Raw genomic sequence first — 23,176 nt, 5'->3', positions numbered from 1 at the left:
CGTGAGCCTCCGCGCCCCGGTGGGGGCCGGCCCCGGCGGCGGGGGGGGGGGGGGCACCCCGGGGGGGGAGCGGGGCAAAAAGGGCGGGGGGGGGGGGGGGGGGGGCCCCCGCGGGGGGGGGGGGGGGGGGGGGGGGGGGGGGGGCCCCGCCCCCCCCCCCCCCCCCCCCGCCCCTCGCCGATAACCGGAGGGTAACGTCTGGGGCGACAGGGGGACGACACAACGGACAGTTGGACCAGCGAAAGGCACGATGTGACCGACATCGAACGCGTCGGAGTGGTGGGCTGTGGCCAGATGGGCGCGGGCATCGCGGAGGTGTGCGCCCGATCCGGCCTGGACGTCATGGTCGCGGAGACCACGGGTGAGGCCCTGGAGATAGGGCGCACCCGGCTGACCAACTCCCTCGGCAAGGCCGCGGAACGCGGCAAGATCACCGAGGAGCAGCGCGACGCGACGCTGGACCGGCTGAGCTTCACCACCGACCTGGGGGAATTCGCCGACCGTGACCTCGTGATCGAGGCGGTCGTGGAAAATGAGCAGGTCAAGACGGAGATCTTCCAGGTCCTCGACCAGGTGGTGACCCGCCCGGACGCGATCCTCGCCTCCAACACCTCCTCCATCCCGCTGGTCAAGCTGGCCGTCGCCACCTCCCGCCCGGATCAGGTGATCGGCATCCACTTCTTCAACCCGGCGCCGGTGCAGGCGCTGGTGGAACTGATCCCGGCGCTCACCACCGGTGACGAGACCATCAAGCGCACCGAGGCGCTGGTCCACGACGTCCTGGACAAACACGCCATCCGCGCACAGGACCGCGCGGGGTTCGTGGTCAACGCGCTGCTCATCCCGTATCTGCTCTCCGCCATCCGGATGTTCGAGTCCGGGATCGCCAGCCGTGAGGACATCGACAACGGCATGGAGATGGGTTGCGCCCATCCGATGGGCCCGCTGAAGCTGTCCGATCTGATCGGTCTGGACACGATCGCGGCGATCGCCGACTCGATGTACGGCGAGTACAAGGAGCCGCTGTACGCCGCTCCCCCGCTGCTGCTGCGGATGGTGGACGCGGGCCGGATGGGACGCAAGTCGGGCTCGGGCTTCTACACGTACTGAGCGCGGACCGGGAGCTGGCCACGGACCGGGGTCGCACCGGGGTCGCACCGGCGCCATCGCCTCGTCCTCGTCACTCCGAGTCGTCGGGGTCACTCCGAGTCGTCGAGGTCGCGGCCCGCGTCGGCGCCGAGGACGCCGTCCAGCTCGGAGATCGCCCCGACCAGCCGGAGGACGTCCCCGGTGCCCTCGAGGGCGAGCTGCACCTCGGCGACGCCCGTATCGGCGGGCCGGGCCTCCTCCTCGGCCCGGACGACCCGGGTGGTGCGGTCCCGGCCCTTCCAGGGCGCCCGGTCCACCCGGACCCGCAGCACCCGGTACCCGGCGGCCGTACACAGCTCCAGGACGCGTGGCAGCAGCCCGGCGCCCACCCGGTAGGAGAGCTGCAACTCCACCCGTTCGGCCGACCAGAGGGTCGGCAGCCGGCGGGTGAACAGCGGATAGCCGCGGATCACCAGGAAGTGCACCGCGGTGACGGCGGTGGCCAGCAGGGCCAGACCACCGCCGCAGGCCATGCCCACCGCACAGGTGAGCCAGACGGTCGCCGCGGTGGTCAGCCCATGGACGGCGTCGCGCCGGACGAAGATCAGGCCGCCGCCGATGAAGCCGATACCGGAGACGACCTGCGCCGCCACCCGTGAGGGGTCCAGGCCGACGTGGTCGCGCAACAGCACATCGGTGAAGCCGTACTGGGAGACCTGCATGAACAGCGCGCTGCCCACGCCCACCAGGGTGTGGGTGCGCAGCCCGGCGCTCTTCTGCTGCACCGCCCTCTCGAGCCCGATCAGGGTGGACAGCACCAGCGCGACGCCGAGCTCGGCGAACTGCCGGACTCCCTGGTCGATACCGAATTCCCACATCGGAGCGGCGATCAGTCGCACATCCATCCCTTCTGTCCGGCCCATCCGATCCATCCGGTCTGTCCGCCCCTCGCGGCCCCTCTCTTCGACCGCCGTCCCCCATGGGTACCCGCTGCATACCGCCTTTCGCACGGGGTGTGCGCCGGTGACTCACACACCATCCCCACACACGCTCCCGCACCACCTGGGCATGCGCTTGACTCGGAGCGTCACCACTGCACGGACGTTACATCCGGAAGGGGATCAACCCGTGACCACCGAGCCCGAGCAAGCCGCGTTAGCCGTGGAGCTCACGGAACTGCGCCGGACCGTCGAAGTGGGCTTCACCCGCGTCGACGGCCGGCTGGCCCTGCTCGACCACCGAGGAGAGCAGGCTGAGGAGGACGTGAACCAACTGGGCGGACGGATGCGGATACTGGAGCACGGACGCTGGCCGCTGCCCTCCATCGCCGCCCTGACCGGGGTGACCGCCCTGGCCCTGGCGATATGGCAGGCAGCGGGACACTAGCGCCGGCGCGGACGGCGGCCCGGCCTACCCGAGCCTGATGTGGTGGAGCAGCAGCAGCGCGGCCGCCATGTTGGCCGCGGGCACCTCACCGCGTGCGACCAGGTCGGGCACCATCTTCAGCGGCACCCACTCGCGGCGGTCCGACTCGAAGTCGTCCTCCGGGTGCCCGACGTACGATGCCTCCTCGGCCCAGTAGATGTGGTGCCGTGCGTCGGTGAGCCCGTTGGACGGCTCGACGGAGAGCAGATGACGCAGCGGGCCGGGGCGCCAGCCGGTCTCCTCCTCCATCTCCCGGGCCGCGGCGTCGGCGATGTCCTCACCGTCCTCGACGACGCCCGCGGCCAGCTCCCAGCCCCAGGCGTCGGTGATGAACCGGTGGCGCCACAGCAGCAGCACCTCGTTGGCCGCGTTCACCACCGTGGCCACGGCCACGGGACGGAGCCGGATCAGATAGTGGTCCAGATGGCGCCCGTCGGGGAGCCGGACATCGGCGAGGTTGACCCGGAACCATCGGTTCTCGTACACGGTCCGCTCCCTGAGGTTCTTCCATCGCACTGTCAGCCACCTTTCGTCGAAACGGGAGGCCATCGTGGGCCACCCGCTGACGAGAGTGCGGACCGCGAGCGGAACCGCTGGTCACAGAGGAACGCGCAGTGCCCCGTCGATGAGCGCGGCGGCCTCGGCTGTCGCGGCGCTTCCGCTGGCCGCGAGGTGCTCCCGTACCGCCCGCAACCGGTCGCGTAACCGCTGGGACTCCATGCCCCGCGCACGCTCGGTCATCTCCACCGCCGTGGCGCCCGCCCGGTCCACGTCCCCCTGACGCAGCTCGATATGGGTGAGCATGGCGAGCCGGTGCACCCGGCCCCGGTCGTGCGCGGGGGTGCCGACCGCGGCGGTGGCGTGCTCGCGGGCGCCGCCGAGGTCGCCGAGGCTCAGCAGCGCCTCGGCCACCTGGACGTTCACCAGACCCGGCTGCACATAGCCGGTCTCGTCGGGCTCCTGGCCCGGTCTGATCCGGTCGGCGGCGGTCTCGGCGCGCCGGATGCAGGACAGCGCCCCGGCGCCGTCGCCGAGCCGGGCGTACGCCTTGGCCTGCATGGCGTAGAGGTCGGCGGCGAGCGCGGGGGTGATCTGGGAGCCCGCGGCGCGCAGCGCCGATTCGGCGAAGGCGACCGCCTGCCGGTACTCCTTCATGAAGAGGGACTGGTTGACCAGCAGCGCTATGACATACGCGCCCAGGCCCCGGTCGCCGCTGGCCTTGGCGAGCCGCAGCGCCTGATGGAAGTAGCGCTGGGCCAGGCCGTGCGTGTTGGAGTCGTACGCGCAGATCCCGGCGATGGCCACCAGGCCGCCGGTCGCCCGGTGCAGCTGGCGGCCGGTGTCGTCGGCGTAGCTGCCGCGCAGCAGCGGTGCGGCCTCGGAGTTGAGGAACCCCACCACCCGGGTCCGGGTCGCCACGCCACCGGCCTTGCGGTACATCTGCTCGTAGTGTGCGCGGGCGGCGCGCAGCGTCTCGATGTCGGTCATGCTGACGCGGGTCAGACCGCGCCGGGAGACATCGGAGTCCTCGGGAGGGTTCTCCCACTCCCACACCGGGATGACGGCGGGGGTGCCGGTGACCGCCGGGGCCTCGACGACATGCGGGCGCTGCTGTTCGTCGGAGCGCCACAGCGCGGTGGCGCGCTCGACGAATCCGGACAGCGGGGTGGCGGGCCCCCGGCGGCTGCCGGGGGTGCCGAGGCCGATGTCGTCCAGGGTGAGGGCGCGGTGCAGCCGCTCGCCCAGCACCTCGCAGATGAGGTCCGGCACCTGGCCGCGCGGCCGCTGGCCCTTCAGCCACCGGGCCACCGCGGTGTGTTCGTACCGCAGCTTCATCCCCCGGGCCCGGCCTGCCTCGTTGACATGCGCGGCCAGTCCGGCGTGGGAGACTCCGGCCTCGTCGAGCACGGAGTCGAGCAGTGTGTTGGGCTCCATCTCGCCCTCCCGAAACGCTCGGTGGCGCCAGCGTAGTGGAGGGGGATTCGCACGGGGTGTGAACGGGCGGGGAGTTGGCGCGGCGTGCAGGGGGTGTCCGGCGGGTCTTTCCCCAACCCGGCTCTTCCCGATACCAGAGGCTCCGCCCCTGGACCCCGGCGGCTGGGGCGGAGCCCCGGTTGGGGACGGGGCGGGGCGGGGAACAGCCTGCCCACCCGTGCCCGTTGCCAAGGGCCTCACCCGTGAACCCCGGGTCCGGGGCGGAGCCCGGTTGGCGAAGGCACGGGGAGAAGCCTGCCCGCCGTGTCCGTTGCCAGGGGCCTCACCCATGGACCCCGAGGACTGGAGGCGAAGCCCCGGTTGGCGAAGGGGGCGGGGTAGGGAACAGCCCGCCCACCCGTGCCCGTTGCCAAGGGCCTCACCCGTGAACCCCGGGTCCGGGGCGGAGCCCTGCCACGTGGCGGAGCCGCGTATCGATGCTGCGGGAAGGGGCGGGGCTCGACCAGCCTGCCCACCCGTGCCTGTTGCCAGGAGCCTCGCCCCTGGGCCCCGGGGTCTGGGGCGGAGCCCCAGTTTCGGGAAGGGGCGGGGAGAGGAGCAGCCCGCCGCAGGCGTCAAGGTCCGGCGGACAATCCCCTAGCCCCTGGTGGGCGTCGGCGGCCGGGCGGGTGAGGGCCGTGGTGGCGGACAGCGGGCAGCGGTCGTAGCGCAGCGCGAGCAGCGCGACGTCGTCGGCGAGCCGGCCGCCGGTGTGGCGCAGCAGCGCCGAGCGCACTCCCGCCACGACCGCCGCGGGGACGAGCGGCCCGGGGCCCGCGGCCTCGGACAGGGCGCGGCGCAGGGGGAAGAACGTGCCGTGGGCGTCGCGCACGTCCTCGGCGCCGTCGGTGTGCAGCACCAGCGTGTCGCCGACGCCCAGGGCGCTCCAGCGGGCGGTGGGAAGCTCGGCGGGCAGCGGGAAGAGGCCGAGCGGCGGCAGCACGTCTCCGGGCGCGGTCTGCCGGGCCATGGCCGGGCCGACCGGCTGTTCGTGGAGGCGGTACGGCCAGGGGTGGCCGCAGTTGAGCGCGGTGACCTCGCCGTCCGCGCCCACCTCCAGCAGCAGGACGGTCACGAACTCCTCCTCCACGTGGCTGTCCAGCGGGCACTCCCCGCTCGCTCGCGCCCGCAGATGGCGCTCCAGGGCGCGGTCGAGCCGGCGCAGCACGCCGGAGAGCCGGGGTTCCTCATGGGCGGCCTCGCGGAAACTGCCGAGGACGGCGGCGACGGTGCCGATCGCGGCGAGGCCGTGCCCGCGCACATCGCCGATGATGACGCGGACGCCGTACGGGGTGGCCAACGCCTCGTAGAGATCGCCCCCGACGGCGGCACCCCGGCTGGCCGACAGATGGCCGCCGGCCAGCTCGATGCCCTCCAGCCGGGCCGGGAGCGGCCGCAGCACCACGTCCTGCGCGGCGGCGGCCACCGCCCGGAGCTGCTCCAGTTCGCGCACCAGCCGCAGCTTGCGGCCCGCTGTGAAATAGCAGGCGACGGCCACGCCGAGGATGGCGCAGCAGGTGACCAGGGCGGCGTGCGGCTCCTTCCCGTCGCCGTCGGGCTCCAGGGCGGTCGGAGGCGCGAGGGCGAACAGCAGGCCGGCGCCGCCGAGCAGCACGATGCATCTGCGGCGGCCGCTGCTCGCGCAGGCGATGGCGGGTGCCGCGGCGAGGAGCGTGACGAGCTCGGTGTGATAGGGGGTCAGCAGGGCCCAGCAGATGGCGCCGAGCACCCACAGACAGGGGACCACGCGGGTGACCTCCCGCAGACTCCGTGCCTTCCGTACGAACGCGCCGCCGACTGCCGATGTCCCGATCATGTGTCGCCCCCAACGCCGGCCAATGAGGCGGTCGGCCGGGCCCCTGGACGATCGATCCCGCGCGGGCCGTGCGACCGGCACGATTCTGGCGACAGCTCCTGCCAATTGGACCAGCCCCTTCCGGATCTCACCTGATCGGGTGACCACACCCCAGGCAGCCACCCGAACACCCCACCGCCCCGCGGACGCGGTATCGGCTATTTGCCGCCCACCGAGACGGCACGGCACGGGGCCACGGCCCCAAGCCCCGCGTCGGCAGGCCGCAGCCCGGCCCCGCCGGAATCGCCGACGACACGCACCCCGCCACGGCGGTGGCGGGGCCCCCACGAGGGGGCGACCGCGCACCGGTCAGCCCCCACATGCCCCCCGTTCTGCGAACGCGGCGCGTGGGCCGCCGTCCCCGGGTCCAGACGCGGCGATGGGGCGCGCCCCATGGTGGGGTGCGCCCCATCGCCTTGTTCGCGGCGGCCGACCGGAGCCGGTTGGCGTCAGGCTCCGCGGAGGGTGGCGCCCGTGCGGTTGGTGGCTGCCGCTACCGCGGCGTCGCGGGATGTCGCGATCTCCTCGGCGGTCAGGGTGCGGTCAGGGGCGCGGAAGCGCAGCGCGTAGGCCAGCGACTTCCGGCCCTCGCCGAGCTGCTCACCGGTGAAGACGTCGAACAGGCGGAGGGATTCGAGCAGTTCGCCCGCGCCCTCGCGCAGCGCCGTCTCCACGTCGGCCGCGGCGACCGAGGCGTCCACGATCAGCGCGACGTCCTGGGTGGCCACCGGGAAGGTGGAGACATGGGGGGCCTCCACGCCGCCGGTGCCGGCCTGCTCCAGGCGGTCGAGCTCGATCTCCATGGCGCAGGTGCGCTCGGCCAGGCCCAGGGCCTTGGTGACCCGCGGGTGGAGCTCACCGGCGTTGCCGACGAGGATCTCCTCGCCGTCGACGACGGCCAGCAGCGCGGCGCAGCGGCCCGGGTGCCAGGGGTCCTGCTGGTCCTGGCGGACGATCAGCTCGGCCCCGGCCTCACGGGCCACGATGCGGCCCGCCTCGACGGCATCGGCCCAGCTCACCGGGGTGCCCTTGCCCCACCAGCCGGCCTGTTCGCGGTCGCCCGCGAGGACGACGGCGACGCGGCGCGGCTGGTGCGGCAGCGCGGCGTTGAGCCCGGCGATCTCCTCGTCGGTGGGGCGGCGGTCGACGGGGAGGGTGGCCGCGGCCGGCTCGTGGCCGGTGGCGCGGAAGACCAGGCCCGTCTCGAAGAGCGCGAGGTCGTGCTCGCCGCGGCCGGCGTTGCGGCGCAGCGCGGCGAGCAGCCCGGGCAGCAGCGTCGTACGGAGCGCGGGCTCGGCGTCCGACAGCGGGTTGACCAGCCGGACCAGATCGCGCCGCGGGTCATCCGCGGCCAGCCCGAACTGGTCGAGGACCTCCTCGCCGATGAACGGGTAGTTCAGCGCCTCGACGTATCCGGCTCCGGCCAGCGCCCGGCCGACCCGGCGGTGCAGCCGCTGACGCTCGGTCAGCCCGCGCCCGGCGGGCGGCTGGGGCAGCGTCGAGGGGAGGTTCTCGTACCCCTCGAGCCGGATGACCTCCTCGGCCAGGTCGTTGGGGTCGGTGAGGTCGGGCCGCCAGCTGGGGACGGTGACGGTGAGGTCGTCGGCGCCGTAGACATCGCAGCCGATCTGCTGCAGCCGGCGCACCACGGTCTCGCGGCCGTAGGACACGCCCGCGACCTTGTCCGGGTGGTCGGCGGGCAGCGTGATGGTGTGCGGGGCGCTGGGCGCGATGATCTCGGTGACGCCCACCTCGGCGGTGCCGCCCGCGAGCAGCACCAGCAGGTCGACGGTGCGCTGTGCCGCCGCCGAGGTGGCCTCGGGGTCGACGCCACGCTCGAACCGGCGGGACGCCTCGGAGGACAGCTTGTGGCGGCGGGCGGTGCGGGCGACCGGGACGGGGGCGAAGTGGGCCGCCTCGATGACGACCTCGGTGGTGCCCGCCGCCTGGCCGGTTTCGGCGTCGGCGGTGACGTCCGCGATCTCGGTGTTGGCGCCGCCCATCACACCGGCGAGGCCGATGGGCCCGTTCTCGTCGGTGATGACGAGGTCCTCGGCGTCCAGGACGCGCTGGCTGCCGTCGAGGGTGGTGAGCTTCTCGCCCGGCTCCGCGCGGCGCACGCCGATCGCCCCGCTGATCCGGGAGCGGTCGTAGGCGTGCAGCGGCTGGCCGATTTCGAGCATCACGTAGTTGGTGATGTCGACCGCGAGCGAGACCGGACGCATTCCGGCCTTCTGCAGCCGGCGCTGGAGCCAGATCGGGGAGTGCGCCTCGGGGTCGAGCCCGGTGACGGTGCGGGCGGTGAAGCGGTCGCAGCCGATCGGGTCGGCGACCTGGACCGGGTGGCCGTGGCTGTTGGGCGCGGGCACGTCGATCAGGGCCGGGTCGCGCAGCGGCAGCTCGTAGGCGGTCGCGGTCTCGCGGGCGACACCGCGCATCGACAGGCAGTAGCCCCGGTCCGGGGTGACGGCGATGTCGAGGACCTCGTCGACCAGTTCCAGCAGCTCGATGGCGTCGGTGCCGACCTCGTACTCCGGCGGCAGGACGATGATGCCGTCGTGGTCGTCGGACATGCCCAGCTCGCTGGCGGAGCAGATCATGCCCTCGGAGGTCTTGCCGTAGGTCTTGCGCGCGGAGATCGCGAAACCGCCGGGCAGCTCGGCACCGGGCAGCACGACCACGACCTTGTCGCCGACGGCGAAGTTCGAGGCGCCGCAGACGATGTTCTGCGGCTCACCGGTGCCGTTGGCCGGACCGACGTCCACCTGGCAGTAGCGGATGGGCTTCTTGAACCCCTCCAGCTCCTCGATGGCCAGCACCTGCCCGACGACCAGGGGGCCCTTGAGGCCGGCGCCGAGCTGCTCGACCGTCTCGACCTCGAGCCCGGCCGAGACGAGTTTGGCCTGTACGTCACGGCCGGTCTCACCGGCGGGCAGGTCGACGTACTCCCGCAGCCAAGAAAGCGGGACCCGCATCAGATCTCCATCCCGAAGGGCCGGGTGAAGCGCACATCACCCTCGACCATGTCTCGCATGTCTTCCACGTTGTGCCGGAACATCAGCATCCGCTCGATGCCGAAGCCGAAGGCGAAGCCGCTGTACCTGTCCGGGTCGACACCGCAGGCGATGAGCACCCGCGGGTTGACCATCCCGCAGCCGCCCAGCTCGATCCAGCCCTCGCTGGAGCAGGTGCGGCAGGGCCGGTCCGGGTTGCCCACGGACTCGCCCCGGCACACGTAGCACAGCATGTCCATCTCGGCGGACGGCTCGGTGAAGGGGAAGAAGTTCGGCCGCAGCCGGGTGGTCATGCCCTCCCCGAACAGCGCCCGCACCATGTGGTCGAGCGTGCCCTTGAGGTCGGCCATGGTCAGGCCCTCGTCGATGGCGAGCAGCTCGACCTGGCTGAAGACGGGGGTGTGGGTGGCGTCCAGCTCATCGGTGCGGAAGGTGCGGCCCGGGCAGATCACATAGATGGGCGGCTCGCGGTCGATCATCGACCGGATCTGCACCGGCGAGGTGTGGGTGCGCAGCACCACACCGGACGACTCGCCGTCCTTCGCGCCGCGCACGAAGAAGGTGTCCTGCATCTCGCGGGCGGGGTGGTCGGGCGGGAAGTTGAGCGCGTCGAAGTTGAACCACTCGGCCTCCGCCTCGGGGCCCTCGGCGACCTCGTAGCCCATCGCGACGAAGACGTCCTCGATGCGCTCGGAGAGCGTGGTGATCGGGTGGCGGGCGCCGGCCGGGGTGCGGTCGTACGGCAGCGTGACATCCACCGCCTCCTCGACCAGCACCCGGGCGTCGCGCTCCGCCTCCAGCTCCTCCTGCCGGGCCTTCAGCGCCTGGTTGACCTGGCCGCGGGCCTGGCCGACGCGCTTGCCCGCGTCCGCCTTGGCGTGCGGTGGCAGGGCGCCGATCTCGCGGTTGGCGAGCGCGAGTGGCGACCGGTCGCCGGTGTGGGCGACCTTCACCTCGCGCAGCGCCTCGAGGTCCCCGGCGGCGGCGATGGCGGCGAGCGCCTCGTCCCGCCTGCGGGCGATCTCTTCCGGTTTCAGTGCCTCGACCTCGACAGGGTCGTACGACTTATTGGGTGCCGACATCTCTTCCCGTACTTCCGATTAGCTGGCTGCGCGACCCCGGCTCGACTGGCTGCGACCGCTGCGACCACGAAGGGGACGCCAAAGGTGCCAAAGCCCGAGTCTAAGGGGCGCGGGAGGGGTGCTGTTCCGGGGGACGCCGCTCGGCGGCCGCCGCGCGGGGGTCCGCCCCGTGCTGGAGAAGCCCGCGGGCGGCTCAGGCCAGATAGGCCGGGGTGCCCACGGGCAGGATAAATCGGAACTCCGCGCCGCCGCCGCGGGCCCGGTCGACGGTGATCGTCCCGCCGTGCGCCTCGACGATGCCCTTGACGATGTAGAGCCCCAGGCCGGTGCCGCCGCGCTTGCTGCCCCGCCAGAAGCGGGTGAAGACGCGGCTCATCGACTCCTCCGGGATACCGGGGCCTTCGTCGCTCACGGTGACGGCGGTCCTTTCGACAGCGGGGCCCTCCACGACCGGCTTGGCCGGTGTCGCGGGCGCTATATCAATAGTGACCGTTCCCTCGCCGTGGCGCACCGCGTTTTCCAGCAGGTTGCCCAGCACCTGATCGATCTTGTCCGGATCGGCCCACAGTCTGGGCAGCGGTCCCCTGGACCTGATCAGGAACCGCTCGGCGGTGTGCCCGGCCGCGGTGAGCGCCTGCACATGGCGGCGGACGGCGGCGGCGAGGTCGACCGGCTGGCGGCGCACCTCCAGCCGGCCGGAGTCGATCCGGGAGATGTCCAGCAGCTCGGCGATCAGCCGGGTGACCCGGTTGGCGTCGGCGTCGACGGTCTCCAGCATCAGCCGCTTCTGGTCGTCGGTGAACCGCTCCCATTTGGCCAGCAGGGTGGCCGTGAACCCCTTCACGGAGGTCAGCGGCGAGCGCAGCTCATGGGCGACGGTCGCGATCAGCTCGGCATGGCTGCGCTCGGTACGGCGGCGGGCCTCGGTGCCGCGCAGACAGACGACCACCCGGCGCACCGGCCCGGTCGGCCGCTCGCGCACATAGCGGGCCGAGACCAGCACCTCGCGCCCGCCCGGCAGCAGCAGATTCCGCTCGGGCTGACCGGCCCGGATGGCCAGCCCTCCATAGGGATCGGTCAGCGCCCACCAGCGCCGGCCGTCCAGGTCCTCTAACGGGAGGGCCACCTCGAGCCGGCGGCCGATCGCGTCCGCGGGATCGGTGGCGGTGATCCGGGCCGCCGCCGCGTTGAAGCATGTGACCAGGCCGGTCTCATCGGCCACCACCAGGCCGTCGGGCAGATCGTCGGGGTGCGGCGCGAATCCGTCCGGCGCGCCGCCGGGCACACCGGGGCCCGCCCCGGTGGACGAGAGGTCGCGCCCCCCGCCGGGCGGCCCCGCTCCGGGCGCATGGGCGTCGGCCGCCCTGGCGCCGGAGGTCCTGACGTCCATCCCCACACCCCCTCTCGGGTCCCCTCCCAGAGGGGGCAACCCTACTAGGTCGATGTGACGGAGCGGCACCCTGCGGGAGCGCGCTGCGCACGAGCGGAGGCATAGAGGCACACGGCGGCGGCCGTGGCGAGATTGAGGCTCTCGGCCCTGCCGTGAATCGGAACGCGCACCACCTCGTCCGCGAGTGCGCGGGTAGCCTCCGGCAGGCCCCACGCCTCATTGCCGAAGACCCAGGCGGTGGGGGCGCCCAGCAGCCCGTCGTCCAGCTCGGAATCCAGGTCCCGCTCCCCCGTCCCGTCCGCGGCCAGCACCCGCGCCCCGGCCTCCCGCAGCCCGCTCACCGCGCGCTCGACGGGCACCCCGACGGCGACGGGGAGATGGAAGAGGGAGCCGACGGAGGCGCGTACGGCCTTGGGGTTGTAGGGATCCACGGAGGCGTCCGTCAGCACCACGGCGTCCGCCCCGGCGGCGTCGGCGCACCGCAGCACGGTCCCGGCGTTGCCGGGGTCGCGGACGTTGGCGAGGACGGCGACGAGCCTCGGGCGGGCGCGCAGGATCTCCTCGAACGGCGAGTCGAGGAAGCGGCACAGCCCGACGACACCCTGAGGGGTGACGGTGTCGGACATCTCCGCGATGACCTCGTCGGACGCGGTGAGCACGGGAAGGTTCGCGGCGCGGGCGGCGGCGAGGATGTCCGCGTGGCGCTCGGCGGCCTCGGGGGTGGCGTACACCTCCACGAGATGCGCGATGGCCTCCCGTACGGCCTGCGGCCCCTCGACGATGAACCGCCGCTCCTTCCCGCGGAAGCTGCGCTTGGCAAGCCGCCGGGCGGCGGTGACACGCGGCGATCGCAGGGACGTCAACTCGGGGGTCGCCATGGGGTGCGATGCGCTTTCTCGTGCGGTGTGTGGTGGTGGCGCGGGGCGGATTCCCCCACCCCGCCGCTCCCCGAAACCGGGGACAGGCCCCGGGCCCCCGGGGGAACGGCGGCAGCCGCGGCCCTCTCGCTGTGCCCCTGGGGTTTCGCTGCCGGGTGCGGCCCGGTGGCCGGGTTGTGCCCACCCGTCCCTCCCCCAGCTACCGCTGGGAGGTGCCCCTGGCGGGACGATTGCCCACAACCTGGCATGCGTCGGAACCCACATGCGCGGACCCGCAGGTACGCGTTCACCTGCGGGTCCGTGGCGTACAGCTCAGGGCGGCGCTTACGCGGCCTTCGGCGCGTTGACGTCGCTCGGCAGCGCCTTCTGCGCCGCCTCGACCAGCGCGGCGAACGCACCGGCGTCGTTCACGGCGAGGTCGGCCAGGATCTTGCGGTCCACCTCGATGTTGGCGGCCTTCAGACCCTGGATGAAGCGGTTGTACGTCATGCCGTTGGCGCGGGCAGCGGCGTTGATGCGCTGGATCCACAGCTGCCGGAAGTCGCCCTTGCGCTTCTTGCGGTCGTTGTAGTTGTAGACCAGAGAGTGGGTGACCTGCTCCTTGGCCTTGCGGTACAGGCGGGAGCGCTGGCCCCGGTAGCCGCTGGCCTGCTCGAGGATCGCCCGGCGCTTCTTGTGGGCGTTGACTGCCCGCTTGACGCGTGCCACTTGTTAACTCCTTGTACGGGGCCGCGGGTGACTCACGCGGCCCGGAAACGAATAGGTCCCGGTCTGGCGCTCGCCCCGCCGAAGCGGGGCGGGGGCGTCACTTGCCGAGAAGCTTCTTGATCTTCTTGGCGTCGGCGGGGGCCATCTCGACCTTTCCGGCCAGGCGGCGCGTCAGCGTGGACGGCTTGTGCTCGAGAAGGTGGCGGCGACCGGCGCGCTGGCGCACCACCTTGCCGGAGCCGGTGAGCTTGAAGCGCTTGCTGGCACCGCTGTGCGTCTTGTTCTTCGGCATGTCGCCGTTCTCTCCTCGTCGGGACGCTTCCGCGGTTCGGCACACGGAAGCGTCATGTGTTTCGGTTGGTGTCCGGAGCCGTTCGGCCCCGGGTGGGCGGTCGAGGCTCGCGCCTCTCAATCACGCCTCGGCGGGCTCCTCGGCAGGCTCCTCGGCGGACGCGTCCGGGGACTGGTCCAGGTGAGGAATTCCCTGGCGCTCCGCCTTGCGGGCGGCCTGCGCCTCGCGGGCTTCGGCCATCGCCTCGGTCTTCTTCTTGTGCGGACCGAGAACCATGATCATGTTTCGGCCGTCCTGCTTCGGGTTGGACTCCACGAAGCCAAGCTCCTGGACGTCCTCGGCGAGCCGCTGCAACAGCCGGTAGCCGAGCTCGGGCCGGGACTGCTCACGGCCGCGGAACATGATCGTGATCTTGACCTTGTCGCCCTGCTTGAGGAACCGGACGACGTGACCCTTCTTGGTGTCATAGTCGTGCGGGTCGATCTTCGGCCGGAGCTTCATCTCCTTGATGACCGTGTGCGCCTGGTTCTTGCGCGCCTCACGGGCCTTCATGGCCGACTCGTACTTGAACTTTCCGTAGTCCATGAGCTTGCAGACCGGCGGGCGAGCGGTCGCCGCCACCTCGACGAGGTCGAGGTCGTACTCCTGCGCAAGCTCCAGGGCCTTGGCAAGCGGCACAATGCCGACCTGCTCGCCACTGGGACCGACGAGTCGCACCTCGGGGACGCGAATCCGGTCGTTGATGCGGGGCTCGGCGCTGATGGATCCTCCTCGGTTGCACCACGCGACCGTCTGGCGGACTGCCGCGTAACGTCTGTTTCGGTATGACCACCGCGCCGTAACGCACAAAACGCCCCGACGGGTACACAGGCGGGGCTCCTCATTGACCGGGAGCACCGCCGCGATATCACCGCGGGGCGCAGCCTGACCGATGACCTGCCGACCCGGGGGGTCGGAAGGTGGGAGCTGGGGAGCCTCCACTTGTGGGCCGGACACACACGTGACCGGCCGGTCATTTATCTACGATACCAGGATCGGCCCGGGATGCTCACCCGGTGCGTCCTCGGCGTCCGTCCCGCCTCCCGTCCCCCGGCGTTCCCCTGCGTCCCCCGGCGTTCCTGTGAACTCACCCGCCCGTGCGTACGGCGCCGGGCGGCCGCCTAGGCTGGGGCCCACCATCCCTCAGGAAGTGAGCCCCGACCACCATGAGCGACGCCAACGCCGGGCAGCCGCCGGCCCCCGACTTCGACCGGATGACCCGGGACATCGCGGATGTGCCCGCGGTCGAGGTGATCACCACGGTCGCGGTGCACCTGATGAGCGCCGCCGCAGTCAATCTGGGCCTGGCCGAGGAGGGCCCCCAGCACAAGGACCTGGACGAGGCGCGGAAGCTGATCAACGCCCTGGCGGGGCTGGTCACGGCCAGCGCCACGGAGATCAGCTCCTTCCACGCCGCTCCGCTGCGGGACGGCCTGAAGTCCCTGCAGCTCGCCTTCCGCGAGGCGTCGGTGGTGCCGGACGAGCCGGGGCAGGGGCCCGGCGAGAAGTTCACCGGCCCGGTCTTCGGCTGACGGCTGCCCCCTGGGGGCCGGGCTTCTGGGGAGCCCGTGACCCCTCGGGGCACGTACGCCCGCGGGGCCCGTACGCCCCTTCCGCGCCCGGGCCCCCGCGCGCGGCTCAGGCCGCCTCCGGGCCCCCGCGCGCGGCTCAGGCCGCCTCCGGGCCCTTGGTCTCCTGTCCGCCCGCCTCGGGGCGGTGGCCGCCGCGCAGCCGCCCCCACGGCCCGGTCGCCGGGGGCGGATGGGCCTCCTCCTGGTCGGCCTGCCCCGCCGGATGGAGATGGGTGAACCGGTGCACCACGGCGGCGAGCACCCCGCCGACCAGCGGTGCCACGATGAACAGCCACAGCTGGCCGAGCGCATCGCCGCCCGCGAAGATCGCGGGGCCGAAGCTGCGCGCCGGATTGACCGAGGCCCAGGTCAGCGGGATGCCGATCAGATTGACCGCGGCGAGGGCGAGGCCCACCGGGATCGGTTCACCGCCGACCAGCGCCACCGAGTGGGTCACCGCCAGGAAGACGAAGACCAGCAGGAAGGTCAGCAGCACCTCGGCGAGGAAGGCCCCGCCCGCGCCCATGCCCACCGGTGAGCGGCCGCCGTAGCCGTTGCTGCCGAAGGCATCGGCCGTCTGGAGCCTGGGCACCTGGTTGGCGAGCAGGAAGAGCACCGCCGCGCCCACGATCGCGCCGACGAACTGCGCGACCCAGTACTGGACGGCCGTACGGATGTCGATGCGCTTGGCCAGCAGCACGCCGAGGGTCACCGCCGGGTTGATGTGGCAGCCCGAGATGCGTCCGAACGCGTAGGCGATCGCGATCAGCGTGAAGCCAAAGGCGAGCGAGATCCCGAGGGCGTTGATGTAGTCGCCCGCCAGGACCAGCGAACCGACTCCGAAGAGGACCAGCATCGCGGTCCCGATGAACTCCGCTACGACCGTTCTCGTCTCCATGGCGCTCTCCTCACGCAGATTCCGACCGCCAGTCGCCTAAGCATTGTGGGGGGAATTGAGACGATTCGCCTGTTGGTCCGAATGGGGAGGGCCTGGCCCTGGCCCCTCAGCGGGTCGGGCCCCGCCCCTCAGCGGCTGAAGAGCGGTTCGCCAGGGACGTTCGCGTCCGGCGGCAGCAGCGCCAGGGTCAGACCGCGTACCAGCCGTGCCCGCAGCACCTCATCGGCGGCCAGGGCGCCCGCCACCCGGTGCGCCGTCTCCCGCGCCGGTGCCTCCGGCACGAGAGCGAGCGCGAGCATCCCGTCGGCGTCCGCCGCCGGGGCCAGATGGGCCCGGAGCACCTCCGGCTCGGCGGCCAGCACCGTGCGCACGGCCTCGGTCACGGCCGGGTCGGCGAGCGGATCGGCGCTGGTCCGTCCCTCGGCGAGGGCCAGCAGTGCGGGGCCGGTCAGCTGGTACGGCACCGGGCCCGCGAGGTCCAGGACCAGCGTGTCCGCCTTCTCATGGGCGGCGGCCTCCAGCGCCTGGCGCAGCGGTACGGCCACGGGCCGGGCGTCCGGGCGCCAGCGGGCCAGCGTCTCGAGCGAGGTGAAGGCGGGCAGGGCGCGCCGGCCGCCGGGGGCCTCCAGCGTGGGCACCGCCATGTCGCTGCTCTTGTCGCGGCGCAGCCCCTCGGGCCCCTCCTCGACCTCGCCGAGGATCGCCACCACGGGGACGAGGAGGCGGGCGTCGGTGAGCGCGGCGAGCACCTCGGGTTCGGCCGAGCGGTCATCGGCCCAGGCGGCGAGCGCCGCGGTCAGCCGGGGGTCGGCGGAGCCGTCGTCGCCGGAGAAGCCAGGGTCGGGAATGTTCTTGAGCGCCACGCCATGAGGGTATCGAGGGCGGGGAGAACCCGACGCGGCGGGCGGCGGGCGGCGGAGAGGGAGGCGGCGTGGAGCGGACGGCGGACGACGTGACGGAGCAGGGGCTGAGCGCGGCGCTCGCCGACGCGCTCGGCCCCGTGGCCCAGGGCTCCGGCGCCCACTTCTCCGTCGCCGTCCTGGACACCCGGTCGGGGACGAGCGGGACCCACGGCGACGGCTCGTACGCCACGGCGAGCATCGTCAAGGTGGGCATCCTCGCGGCGCTGCTGCTCAGGGCGGAGGACGAGGAGCGGCCGCTGACCGCCCAGGAACGATCGCATGCGGCCGTGATGATCGAGCAGAGCGACAACGACGCGGCGACCGCGCTGTGGCGGACGATCGGCGGTGCCGCCGGGCTCGACGCGGCGCACCAGCGGCTCGGCCTGACCGGGACTCGTGCCGGGAGCGGAGGGAACTGGGGGGTCACCCTGACCACCGCCGCCGACCAGCTGGCCCTGCTGCGCTCGGTCTTCTCGGACGACTCGGCCCTGGACGGCCGCGCGCGGACGTATCTACGGGCGCTGATGGGGCGCGTCGTCGACCGCCAGAGCTGGGGAGTCTCGGCCGCCGCCGACGGGGGCGGTCCCGGGTCTCGGCTGAAGAACGGCTGGATGCCCCGCGATGCCACCGGGCTGTGGGTCGTCAACAGCATCGGCGAGGTGACGGCGGACGGGCGCGCCTATCTGGTCGCGGTGCTGTCCGAGGGCAGCGCGAACCTGGACAGTGGCGTGGCGCTGGTCGAGGAGGCGGCACGTACGGCCGTGGCGACGGCCCGCACCTACCGATCCCGGTAAGCGGCGCCGGAGCGGCCCTGATCCGACGACTCGCCGCAGTGCCCCGGCCCGACGCCCTACGGAACCCGGTGAGCGGCCCCACAGCACGCCCAGGCCAACGGCCGCCGCCGTGCCTCAACGCGCGGCACGCCCGAGCCGACGACGCGGCGCCCGGGGGTCGCTCAGCGCACGGAAGCCCGTCGGCAGCGCCCACCACGGGCCCCAACCGGCCACCCGGCCCGACGCGGCTCGGGCCGACGCCTCGCTCAGCGCGAACGAAAGGTCGGGAGCAGCGCTCACCGCGGTTCTCGGCCGACCGGCGTGCCCCGCGCGGCTCAGCGCGGGCGGTACCTCGTCAGCGGCGCCCTCGGAGCGGGTCTCGGCCGACCACCCCGGCGCCGACACGCCCCAGGCCAACGCCCGGCCTCAGCGCGCGCGGATCGCCAGGAGCGCCGCGCAAGCGCGATGAGCGCCGGGCCCGAGCCGACGACGCGGCGGGGACGTGTCTCAGCGCGCGCGGACGCCCATGAGCAGCGAGCGCAGCCTGGGTGGCACCCGTAGGGGGCCCGAGCCGCGCCATAGGGCGATCGCGGCGACCACCAGGGCCGCTCCGGCGATTCCGGCGAGCAGCGCCATCTCGTTCGGCCCGGACTCGTCGTGCGCGCCCTGGGCGTGGCCGGGACCGTTGCCGAAGAAGCGCCCCGGGGACGAGGCCACGGCGGGCCGCTGGGCCTCCGGCTTCATCTTGCCGCCCGCGGCGATCGCCGCCGCCGGGTCCACCAGACCCGCGCCGAGGGCGTCGCTGCGGCCGCCCTCCGGGACGTCCTGGGCGGTCCGGGTGAGGAGTTCCCGGATCTGGCGCGGGCTCAGTTCGGGGTGGGCGGCGCGGACGAGGGCGACGGAGCCGGAGACGAAGGCGGCGGCCGCGCTGGTCCCCCAGCCCTCGTAGTAGCGCTTGTCGGGGTCGGCGATGACCACGTCGACGCCGGGTGCGCAGACGGTGGCGTACCAGCGGCGGGTGGAGAAGGCGGCGCGGGAGCCGTAGCGGTCCACGGCGGTGACGGCGATCACGCCGGGGTAGGCGGCCGGGTAGGAGACCCGGTCGCCCTTCTCGCCGCCGTTGCCCGCGGAGGCGACCACGGCCACGCCCTTGCGCAGCGCGTACTGCACGGCGGCGTCCTCGGCGGCCTCGGGGTGGGCGGAGGCGCTGTCGTCGCCCAGCGACAGGTTGATGACGTCGGCGCCGTGGTCGGCGGCCCAGCGGATACCGGCGGCGAGCGCCCCGCCACGGGACGAACGGGCCTTCTTACGGGCGGCGTCGGAGTCCTCGAGGATCACCCGCACCGGCAGGATCCGCGCCTTCGGCGCGACGCCCAGGACGCCCTCGCCGCCGGCCGCGCCGTGGCCGTGACCGGCGATGATCCCGGCCATGGCGGTGCCGTGGCGGGCCCAGGCGCGTTCGCCGCGGCGGGCGCCGAAGCCGATGAGGTCCTTACCGGGCAGCACTTGGCCTTCGAGATCGGGGTGGCTGTCGTCGACGCCGGTGTCGAGGACGGCGACGGTGACCCCGGAGCCCTTGGTCGTCTGCCATGCCTTCTGGACGTGGAGGGTGTCCAGCGCCCACTCCTGGGCCTGTATGCCGTCGGCGTTCGCGGGCGCGGCGGTCACCAGGGGCAGCCCGGCGGCGGCGAGGGCCACGGCGAGGCGCCGCCCGATCCCGGTCATGACGTGGTCTCCGTGATGGTGGACAGGGCCCGGCGGAATATGGCCTCGATCGCGTCGGCGATGCCTCGGGCGTCGTTGCCGAGCCCCGACTGCGCGGGGGCCGAGGTGGCGCCCCGCTGGGTCGCCTCGCCCGCCGACTGCGGGTCGGTGACCTTACGGCCGTCGGCGAAGCCGCTGACGGTGTAGAGGACGACGGGGGCGTCGGTGAGGATCCGGATCCGCCAGCTGGCGCGCTGGTCGTCGCCGAAGCCGGCCGCCGCGGTGTCCTTGGCGGCGTACGCGCGGGGTATCAGATCGGTGCGCTCGTCCAGCTTCTCGGCCACGAAGCGCTGGTGCAGCGCCCGCATCCCGGTGGGGCCGGAGGTGGTGATCAGCAACCCGACGGTGGTGACGCTGGTGCTGGTGGCGTCGGTGTACGTGGCGCGCACCAGCCGCTTGCAGCCCACCGGGGCCAGCGCCTTGGCGAGCAGTGGGTCGAATCCGCCGCCACAGCTGCTGTCCGGCGCGACGGCTATTCGGGTCCAGACGCGGTCGGCGCCGCCGGGGCCCTCGCCCTTGCCGCGCAGGGTGCGCGGGAAGAGGTCGTCCACGGGGACGCTGTACCAGGCGGAGCGGGCGTGGGCGTAGGTGTCGGCGGTGGACGGCGGGGCGTCGGGGTCGTCGCCCAGCCAGCTCCCGGCCGCCGCGCCGCCGAGCAGTCCGAGGCCGAGGACGAGACTCGCGGCGGCGGCCGCCGTACGGCTGGGCGGACGGCGCCGGCCGCGCCGACCGCCGTCCGCGAAGAGCCCTTCGGTGCGCGGCGGTGCGGAGGGGCGTGGGGGCACCCGGGTGCCGGACGCCCCGGCGGTGCCCCTGGGGAACGGGACCTTGGCCCGTACGCCGAGGATGGGGGTGTCCGGGTCCGGGGTGAACCCTGGCGGGGCGGTGGGGCGCGGCGGGGCTGCGGAAGGCTGCGCGGGCGCCGTGCGCGGGGGATGTGCGGGGCGTGGTGGGGGCGTGCTGTGGGGTGAGTGCGCCTGTTCCGCGTCGGTGCTCACCTGCACCCCCTCGCAGCCGTCGACACCTGTTTCACCTGGCTCCGTCCGGTTCGCCGCACCACCCACCGCCTTTCGGGCAGGCGGGCCCGTATACGGACAACACGCCGCTGACCTGCCGGTCGTGGCGTGCGCGACACTCTACGGGGAGCCGGGGGCCCTGCGCACCGGCCGCCCTCTACCCAGTGGTAATGGCGGTCTGGCAAGCTGCGTCCATGTCCGCTGCCGCCGCTGACCGGGCCCGGTACGACCGGGCCACCGCCCATCTCGAAGCGCCCGTGGCGATTGTCGACCTGGGAGCCTTCGACGACAACGCCCGGGATCTGGTCCAACGGGCGGGAGGTAAACCGATCCGCGTCGCCAGCAAATCGGTGCGCTGCCGGGCGCTGTTGGAGCGGGTGCTGGCACGGGACGGCTTCTCGGGGATCATGAGCTTCACGCTGCCGGAGTCGCTGTGGCTGGCGCGCGAGGGGTTCGACGACGTCCTGCTCGCCTATCCCTCCACCGACCGGGACGGCTTCGCCACCCTGACCAGCGACCCCAAGCCGGCCGAGGCCGTGACGGTCATGGTGGACGACCTCGCCCAGCTCGATCTGATCGACAGCGTTCGCGCCGGGACCGAAGAGGTCCGGGTCTGCCTGGAATTGGACACCTCGCTGCGGATGCTCGGCGGGCGGGTGCGGGTCGGGGCGCTGCGCTCACCGCTGCGCGAACCGGAGCAACTGGCCGAGCTGGCACGGGCGATCGACCGCCGCCCCGGCTTCCGGCTGGTCGGGCTGATGGCGTACGAGGGGCATGTGGCGGGCGTGGGCGACGCGGTGCCGGGCAGTCCGCTGCGCTCGCGCGCGGTGCGGCTGATGCAGTCCGTGGCGCGCCGGGAGCTCGCGGCGCGCCGGGCCGCGGTGGTGCGGGCGGTGCGGGCGGTGGCGGACCTGGAGTTCGTCAACGGCGGCGGTACGGGGAGTGTGCAGCACACCGCCGCGGAGGACGCGGTGACCGAGATCGCCGCCGGGTCCGGGCTCTACCAGCCGCGCCTCTTCGACCACTACACCTCCTTCCACGGCCGCCCGGCGGCCCTGTTCGCCCAGCCGGTGGTGCGCCGGCCCGGGGTGGGCGTGGTGACGGTGCTCGGCGGCGGCTATCCGGCGTCGGGCGCGCCGGGCCGGGACCGGCTGCCGGTGCCGTATCTGCCGGAGGGGCTGGTGTACGACTCGATGGAGGGGCCGGGCGAGGTACAGACCCCGCTGCTGGGCACGGCCGCCGACGATCTGCTGATCGGCGACAAGGTGTGGTTCCGGCATGCCAAGGCCGGTGAGCTGTGCGAGCGGTTCGACACGCTGCGGCTGATCGAGGGGGACCGGGTGGTGGCCGACGCGCCGACGTACCGGGGCGAGGGCAGGACCTTCCTCTGACCGGCACACTCCTCCGGCCTTGCCGGACCGGCGACTTCGGCCTGCACGGACCGGCGTCGCGCCTGGACGGACCGGCAACGGGCCTAGATGGACCGGCCGTCGCCCGCCAGCGCCTCGATGCCCTTGACGATCTTGTCCATGTCGCTGAGCGGCGGCGCCTTGTCGCTCTGGTCGAACCCGAAGCGCACCACGACCATCGTGTCCGGCACGGTGGGCGACGGGAAGGCCAGCGACTGCACGATGCCGTCGTCGCCCTTCTTCGTCACCACCTTCCAGCGGACCAGATAGCCCTTCCCGCCCGCGACCTCGACCGCCGCCTCCTTCAGCTCCTTGTGGGAGGTGATCCCGCCGTAGGCCTTACGGTCGCTGTCCCCGTCGGTGCCGTAGGACTCCTCGGCGTTCTGCGCGATGTCCTCCTTGGCTATGCCCTTGGCGGAGGTGGCCTTGTAGCCCTGGGCGGTCCGGGAGAAGGCGCCGCCGCGCACACATTCGGTGGACGGGTCGCCCGGGCAGGGGTAGCGGGAGGTGGTGACGCCCGCGCCGCCGGAGCTGCTGCGCCCCGCCTGCCAGCCGGTGAGCACCGGCAGACTGATGCCGTTGCCGGGGTCCGGGGCGGTGTCCGGGTCGTAGCTGGGCGGTGCGGTGGGGGCGTCGGTGGGCCCGTCCGAGGGGCTGTCCGGGCTGGGGAGGTCCGGGGCCGGGTCGCCGCCGTCCGGCGGGGCGGAGTCGCTGGGGGCGGCGGGCCCGGTCTGTGCGTTGCCACCACCGCCGTCGCCACCGTCGCCCAGCAGCACGATGCCACCGACGATCGCGGCGACCACGACGCCGGCGGCGACCGCGACCGCCGCGATCCTCGGGCCGCGGCCCCGGCCATGGCCGCCCTGCCGCCCTGGCAGGTAGGGCGGCATCGGCGGCGGGCCGAAGCCCAGGTCCGTGGCGCCCGAGGCATCACGGGTGTACTCGGTCCAGGCGGAACCGTCCCACCACCGTTCCATGGCGGGGCCGTTACCTGCGTAGCCGGGATCGGGGTACCAGCCGGGGGGCGTGTTCATGGTCACACGGTCAGCCTATGGCCAGGGGTGCGGTCCGTACACCGCGGATGGCTGGACTGCGCA

At 73.3% G+C, this 23,176-nt stretch carries 21 protein-coding genes; 5 read left to right on the top strand and 16 right to left on the bottom strand.

Features of this window, described 5'->3' with window-relative positions:
• Positions 1-252: 252 nt before the first annotated feature.
• Complete coding sequence (locus ACFYOY_RS07145; RefSeq protein ID WP_078639964.1) at positions 253-1,110, top strand: 3-hydroxybutyryl-CoA dehydrogenase; 858 nt, start codon at positions 253-255, stop codon at positions 1,108-1,110.
• Positions 1,111-1,199: 89 nt separating this feature from the next.
• On the opposite strand, the gene ACFYOY_RS07140 is transcribed toward ACFYOY_RS07145, so the two are convergent.
• Positions 1,200-1,994 carry an MgtC/SapB family protein gene (locus ACFYOY_RS07140; RefSeq protein ID WP_351903860.1) on the bottom strand — a complete coding sequence of 265 codons (795 nt, stop codon included), beginning with the start codon at positions 1,992-1,994 and terminating at the stop codon, positions 1,200-1,202.
• 223 nt (positions 1,995-2,217) lie between these two features.
• Between ACFYOY_RS07140 and ACFYOY_RS07135 the strand changes: the two genes are divergently transcribed.
• Positions 2,218-2,475: a hypothetical protein gene (locus ACFYOY_RS07135; RefSeq protein WP_059148009.1), complete on the top strand. Its 258-nt coding sequence runs from the start codon at positions 2,218-2,220 to the stop codon at positions 2,473-2,475.
• A 24-nt stretch (positions 2,476-2,499) separates the two neighbouring features.
• Here ACFYOY_RS07135 and ACFYOY_RS07130 read toward each other — a convergent pair whose 3' ends face one another.
• The 10 genes from ACFYOY_RS07130 to infC form a co-directional block, all read right to left on the bottom strand.
• On the bottom strand, positions 2,500-3,063 hold the full coding sequence (locus ACFYOY_RS07130) for an NUDIX hydrolase (protein ID WP_086710837.1): 564 nt from the start codon (positions 3,061-3,063) through the stop codon (positions 2,500-2,502).
• A gap of 48 nt (positions 3,064-3,111) precedes the next feature.
• Positions 3,112-4,449 (bottom strand): transcriptional regulator, encoded by a 1,338-nt coding sequence (locus ACFYOY_RS07125; protein ID WP_078639969.1) that lies wholly within the window; start codon positions 4,447-4,449, stop codon positions 3,112-3,114.
• Between the two features lie 418 nt (positions 4,450-4,867).
• On the bottom strand, positions 4,868-6,304 hold the full coding sequence (locus tag ACFYOY_RS07120) for a PP2C family protein-serine/threonine phosphatase (RefSeq protein ID WP_388585367.1): 1,437 nt from the start codon (positions 6,302-6,304) through the stop codon (positions 4,868-4,870).
• Positions 6,305-6,792: 488 nt separating this feature from the next.
• On the bottom strand, positions 6,793-9,318 hold the full coding sequence (gene pheT, locus ACFYOY_RS07115; RefSeq protein ID WP_388585364.1) for a phenylalanine--tRNA ligase subunit beta: 2,526 nt from the start codon (positions 9,316-9,318) through the stop codon (positions 6,793-6,795).
• Positions 9,318-10,439, bottom strand: a complete 1,122-nt coding sequence (gene pheS / locus ACFYOY_RS07110) for a phenylalanine--tRNA ligase subunit alpha (RefSeq protein ID WP_351903851.1) — start codon at positions 10,437-10,439, stop codon at positions 9,318-9,320. Before pheS ends, pheT begins: the two co-directional genes overlap by 1 nt.
• Positions 10,440-10,632: 193 nt before the next feature.
• Entirely contained in the window at positions 10,633-11,829 is a 1,197-nt protein-coding gene (locus tag ACFYOY_RS07105) for an ATP-binding protein (protein ID WP_351903848.1), read from the bottom strand.
• A 44-nt stretch (positions 11,830-11,873) separates the two neighbouring features.
• On the bottom strand, positions 11,874-12,707 hold the full coding sequence (locus ACFYOY_RS07100; RefSeq protein WP_351903845.1) for an RNA methyltransferase: 834 nt from the start codon (positions 12,705-12,707) through the stop codon (positions 11,874-11,876).
• A 324-nt stretch (positions 12,708-13,031) separates the two neighbouring features.
• Complete coding sequence (rplT, locus tag ACFYOY_RS07095) at positions 13,032-13,415, bottom strand: 50S ribosomal protein L20 (RefSeq protein WP_078639975.1); 384 nt, start codon at positions 13,413-13,415, stop codon at positions 13,032-13,034.
• A gap of 97 nt (positions 13,416-13,512) precedes the next feature.
• Complete coding sequence (gene rpmI, locus ACFYOY_RS07090) at positions 13,513-13,707, bottom strand: 50S ribosomal protein L35 (RefSeq protein ID WP_020867203.1); 195 nt, start codon at positions 13,705-13,707, stop codon at positions 13,513-13,515.
• Positions 13,708-13,827: 120 nt separating this feature from the next.
• The gene (infC, locus tag ACFYOY_RS07085; protein ID WP_093470618.1) at positions 13,828-14,469 is read right to left on the bottom strand and encodes a translation initiation factor IF-3; all 642 of its coding nucleotides are present in this window, start codon (positions 14,467-14,469) and stop codon (positions 13,828-13,830) included.
• A 443-nt stretch (positions 14,470-14,912) separates the two neighbouring features.
• Between infC and ACFYOY_RS07080 the strand changes: the two genes are divergently transcribed.
• Positions 14,913-15,278 (top strand): DUF1844 domain-containing protein, encoded by a 366-nt coding sequence (locus tag ACFYOY_RS07080; protein ID WP_014056105.1) that lies wholly within the window; start codon positions 14,913-14,915, stop codon positions 15,276-15,278.
• A gap of 136 nt (positions 15,279-15,414) precedes the next feature.
• On the opposite strand, the gene ACFYOY_RS07075 is transcribed toward ACFYOY_RS07080, so the two are convergent.
• Together ACFYOY_RS07075 and ACFYOY_RS07070 are read right to left on the bottom strand one after the other, a co-directional pair.
• Positions 15,415-16,215 (bottom strand): aquaporin, encoded by an 801-nt coding sequence (locus tag ACFYOY_RS07075; protein ID WP_351903840.1) that lies wholly within the window; start codon positions 16,213-16,215, stop codon positions 15,415-15,417.
• A gap of 128 nt (positions 16,216-16,343) precedes the next feature.
• Entirely contained in the window at positions 16,344-17,078 is a 735-nt protein-coding gene (locus ACFYOY_RS07070; protein WP_351903837.1) for an SseB family protein, read from the bottom strand.
• 68 nt (positions 17,079-17,146) lie between these two features.
• Between ACFYOY_RS07070 and ACFYOY_RS07065 the strand changes: the two genes are divergently transcribed.
• Positions 17,147-17,911 (top strand): serine hydrolase, encoded by a 765-nt coding sequence (locus ACFYOY_RS07065; RefSeq protein ID WP_351903834.1) that lies wholly within the window; start codon positions 17,147-17,149, stop codon positions 17,909-17,911.
• Positions 17,912-18,397: 486 nt separating this feature from the next.
• Here ACFYOY_RS07065 and mycP read toward each other — a convergent pair whose 3' ends face one another.
• Positions 18,398-19,615, bottom strand: coding sequence for a type VII secretion-associated serine protease mycosin (gene mycP, locus ACFYOY_RS07060; RefSeq protein WP_388585356.1), 1,218 nt, complete (start codon positions 19,613-19,615; stop codon positions 18,398-18,400).
• Positions 19,612-20,652, bottom strand: coding sequence for a hypothetical protein (locus tag ACFYOY_RS07055; protein WP_351903828.1), 1,041 nt, complete (start codon positions 20,650-20,652; stop codon positions 19,612-19,614). Before ACFYOY_RS07055 ends, mycP begins: the two co-directional genes overlap by 4 nt.
• A 212-nt stretch (positions 20,653-20,864) precedes the next feature.
• Between ACFYOY_RS07055 and ACFYOY_RS07050 the strand changes: the two genes are divergently transcribed.
• Positions 20,865-22,061 carry an alanine racemase gene (locus ACFYOY_RS07050; RefSeq protein WP_351903825.1) on the top strand — a complete coding sequence of 399 codons (1,197 nt, stop codon included), beginning with the start codon at positions 20,865-20,867 and terminating at the stop codon, positions 22,059-22,061.
• Positions 22,062-22,144: 83 nt separating this feature from the next.
• Here ACFYOY_RS07050 and ACFYOY_RS07045 read toward each other — a convergent pair whose 3' ends face one another.
• On the bottom strand, positions 22,145-23,113 hold the full coding sequence (locus tag ACFYOY_RS07045; protein ID WP_351903822.1) for a DUF2510 domain-containing protein: 969 nt from the start codon (positions 23,111-23,113) through the stop codon (positions 22,145-22,147).
• Between the last annotated feature and the right edge of the window lie 63 nt (positions 23,114-23,176).

Origin of the sequence: Streptomyces sp. NPDC007875, assembly GCF_042868035.1 — a bacterium.
Classification (GTDB): Bacteria; Actinomycetota; Actinomycetes; order Streptomycetales; family Streptomycetaceae; genus Streptomyces; species Streptomyces antimycoticus.
The sequence above is the reverse complement of the archived record's forward strand: the minus strand, read 5'-3'. Positions and strand labels throughout refer to the sequence as shown.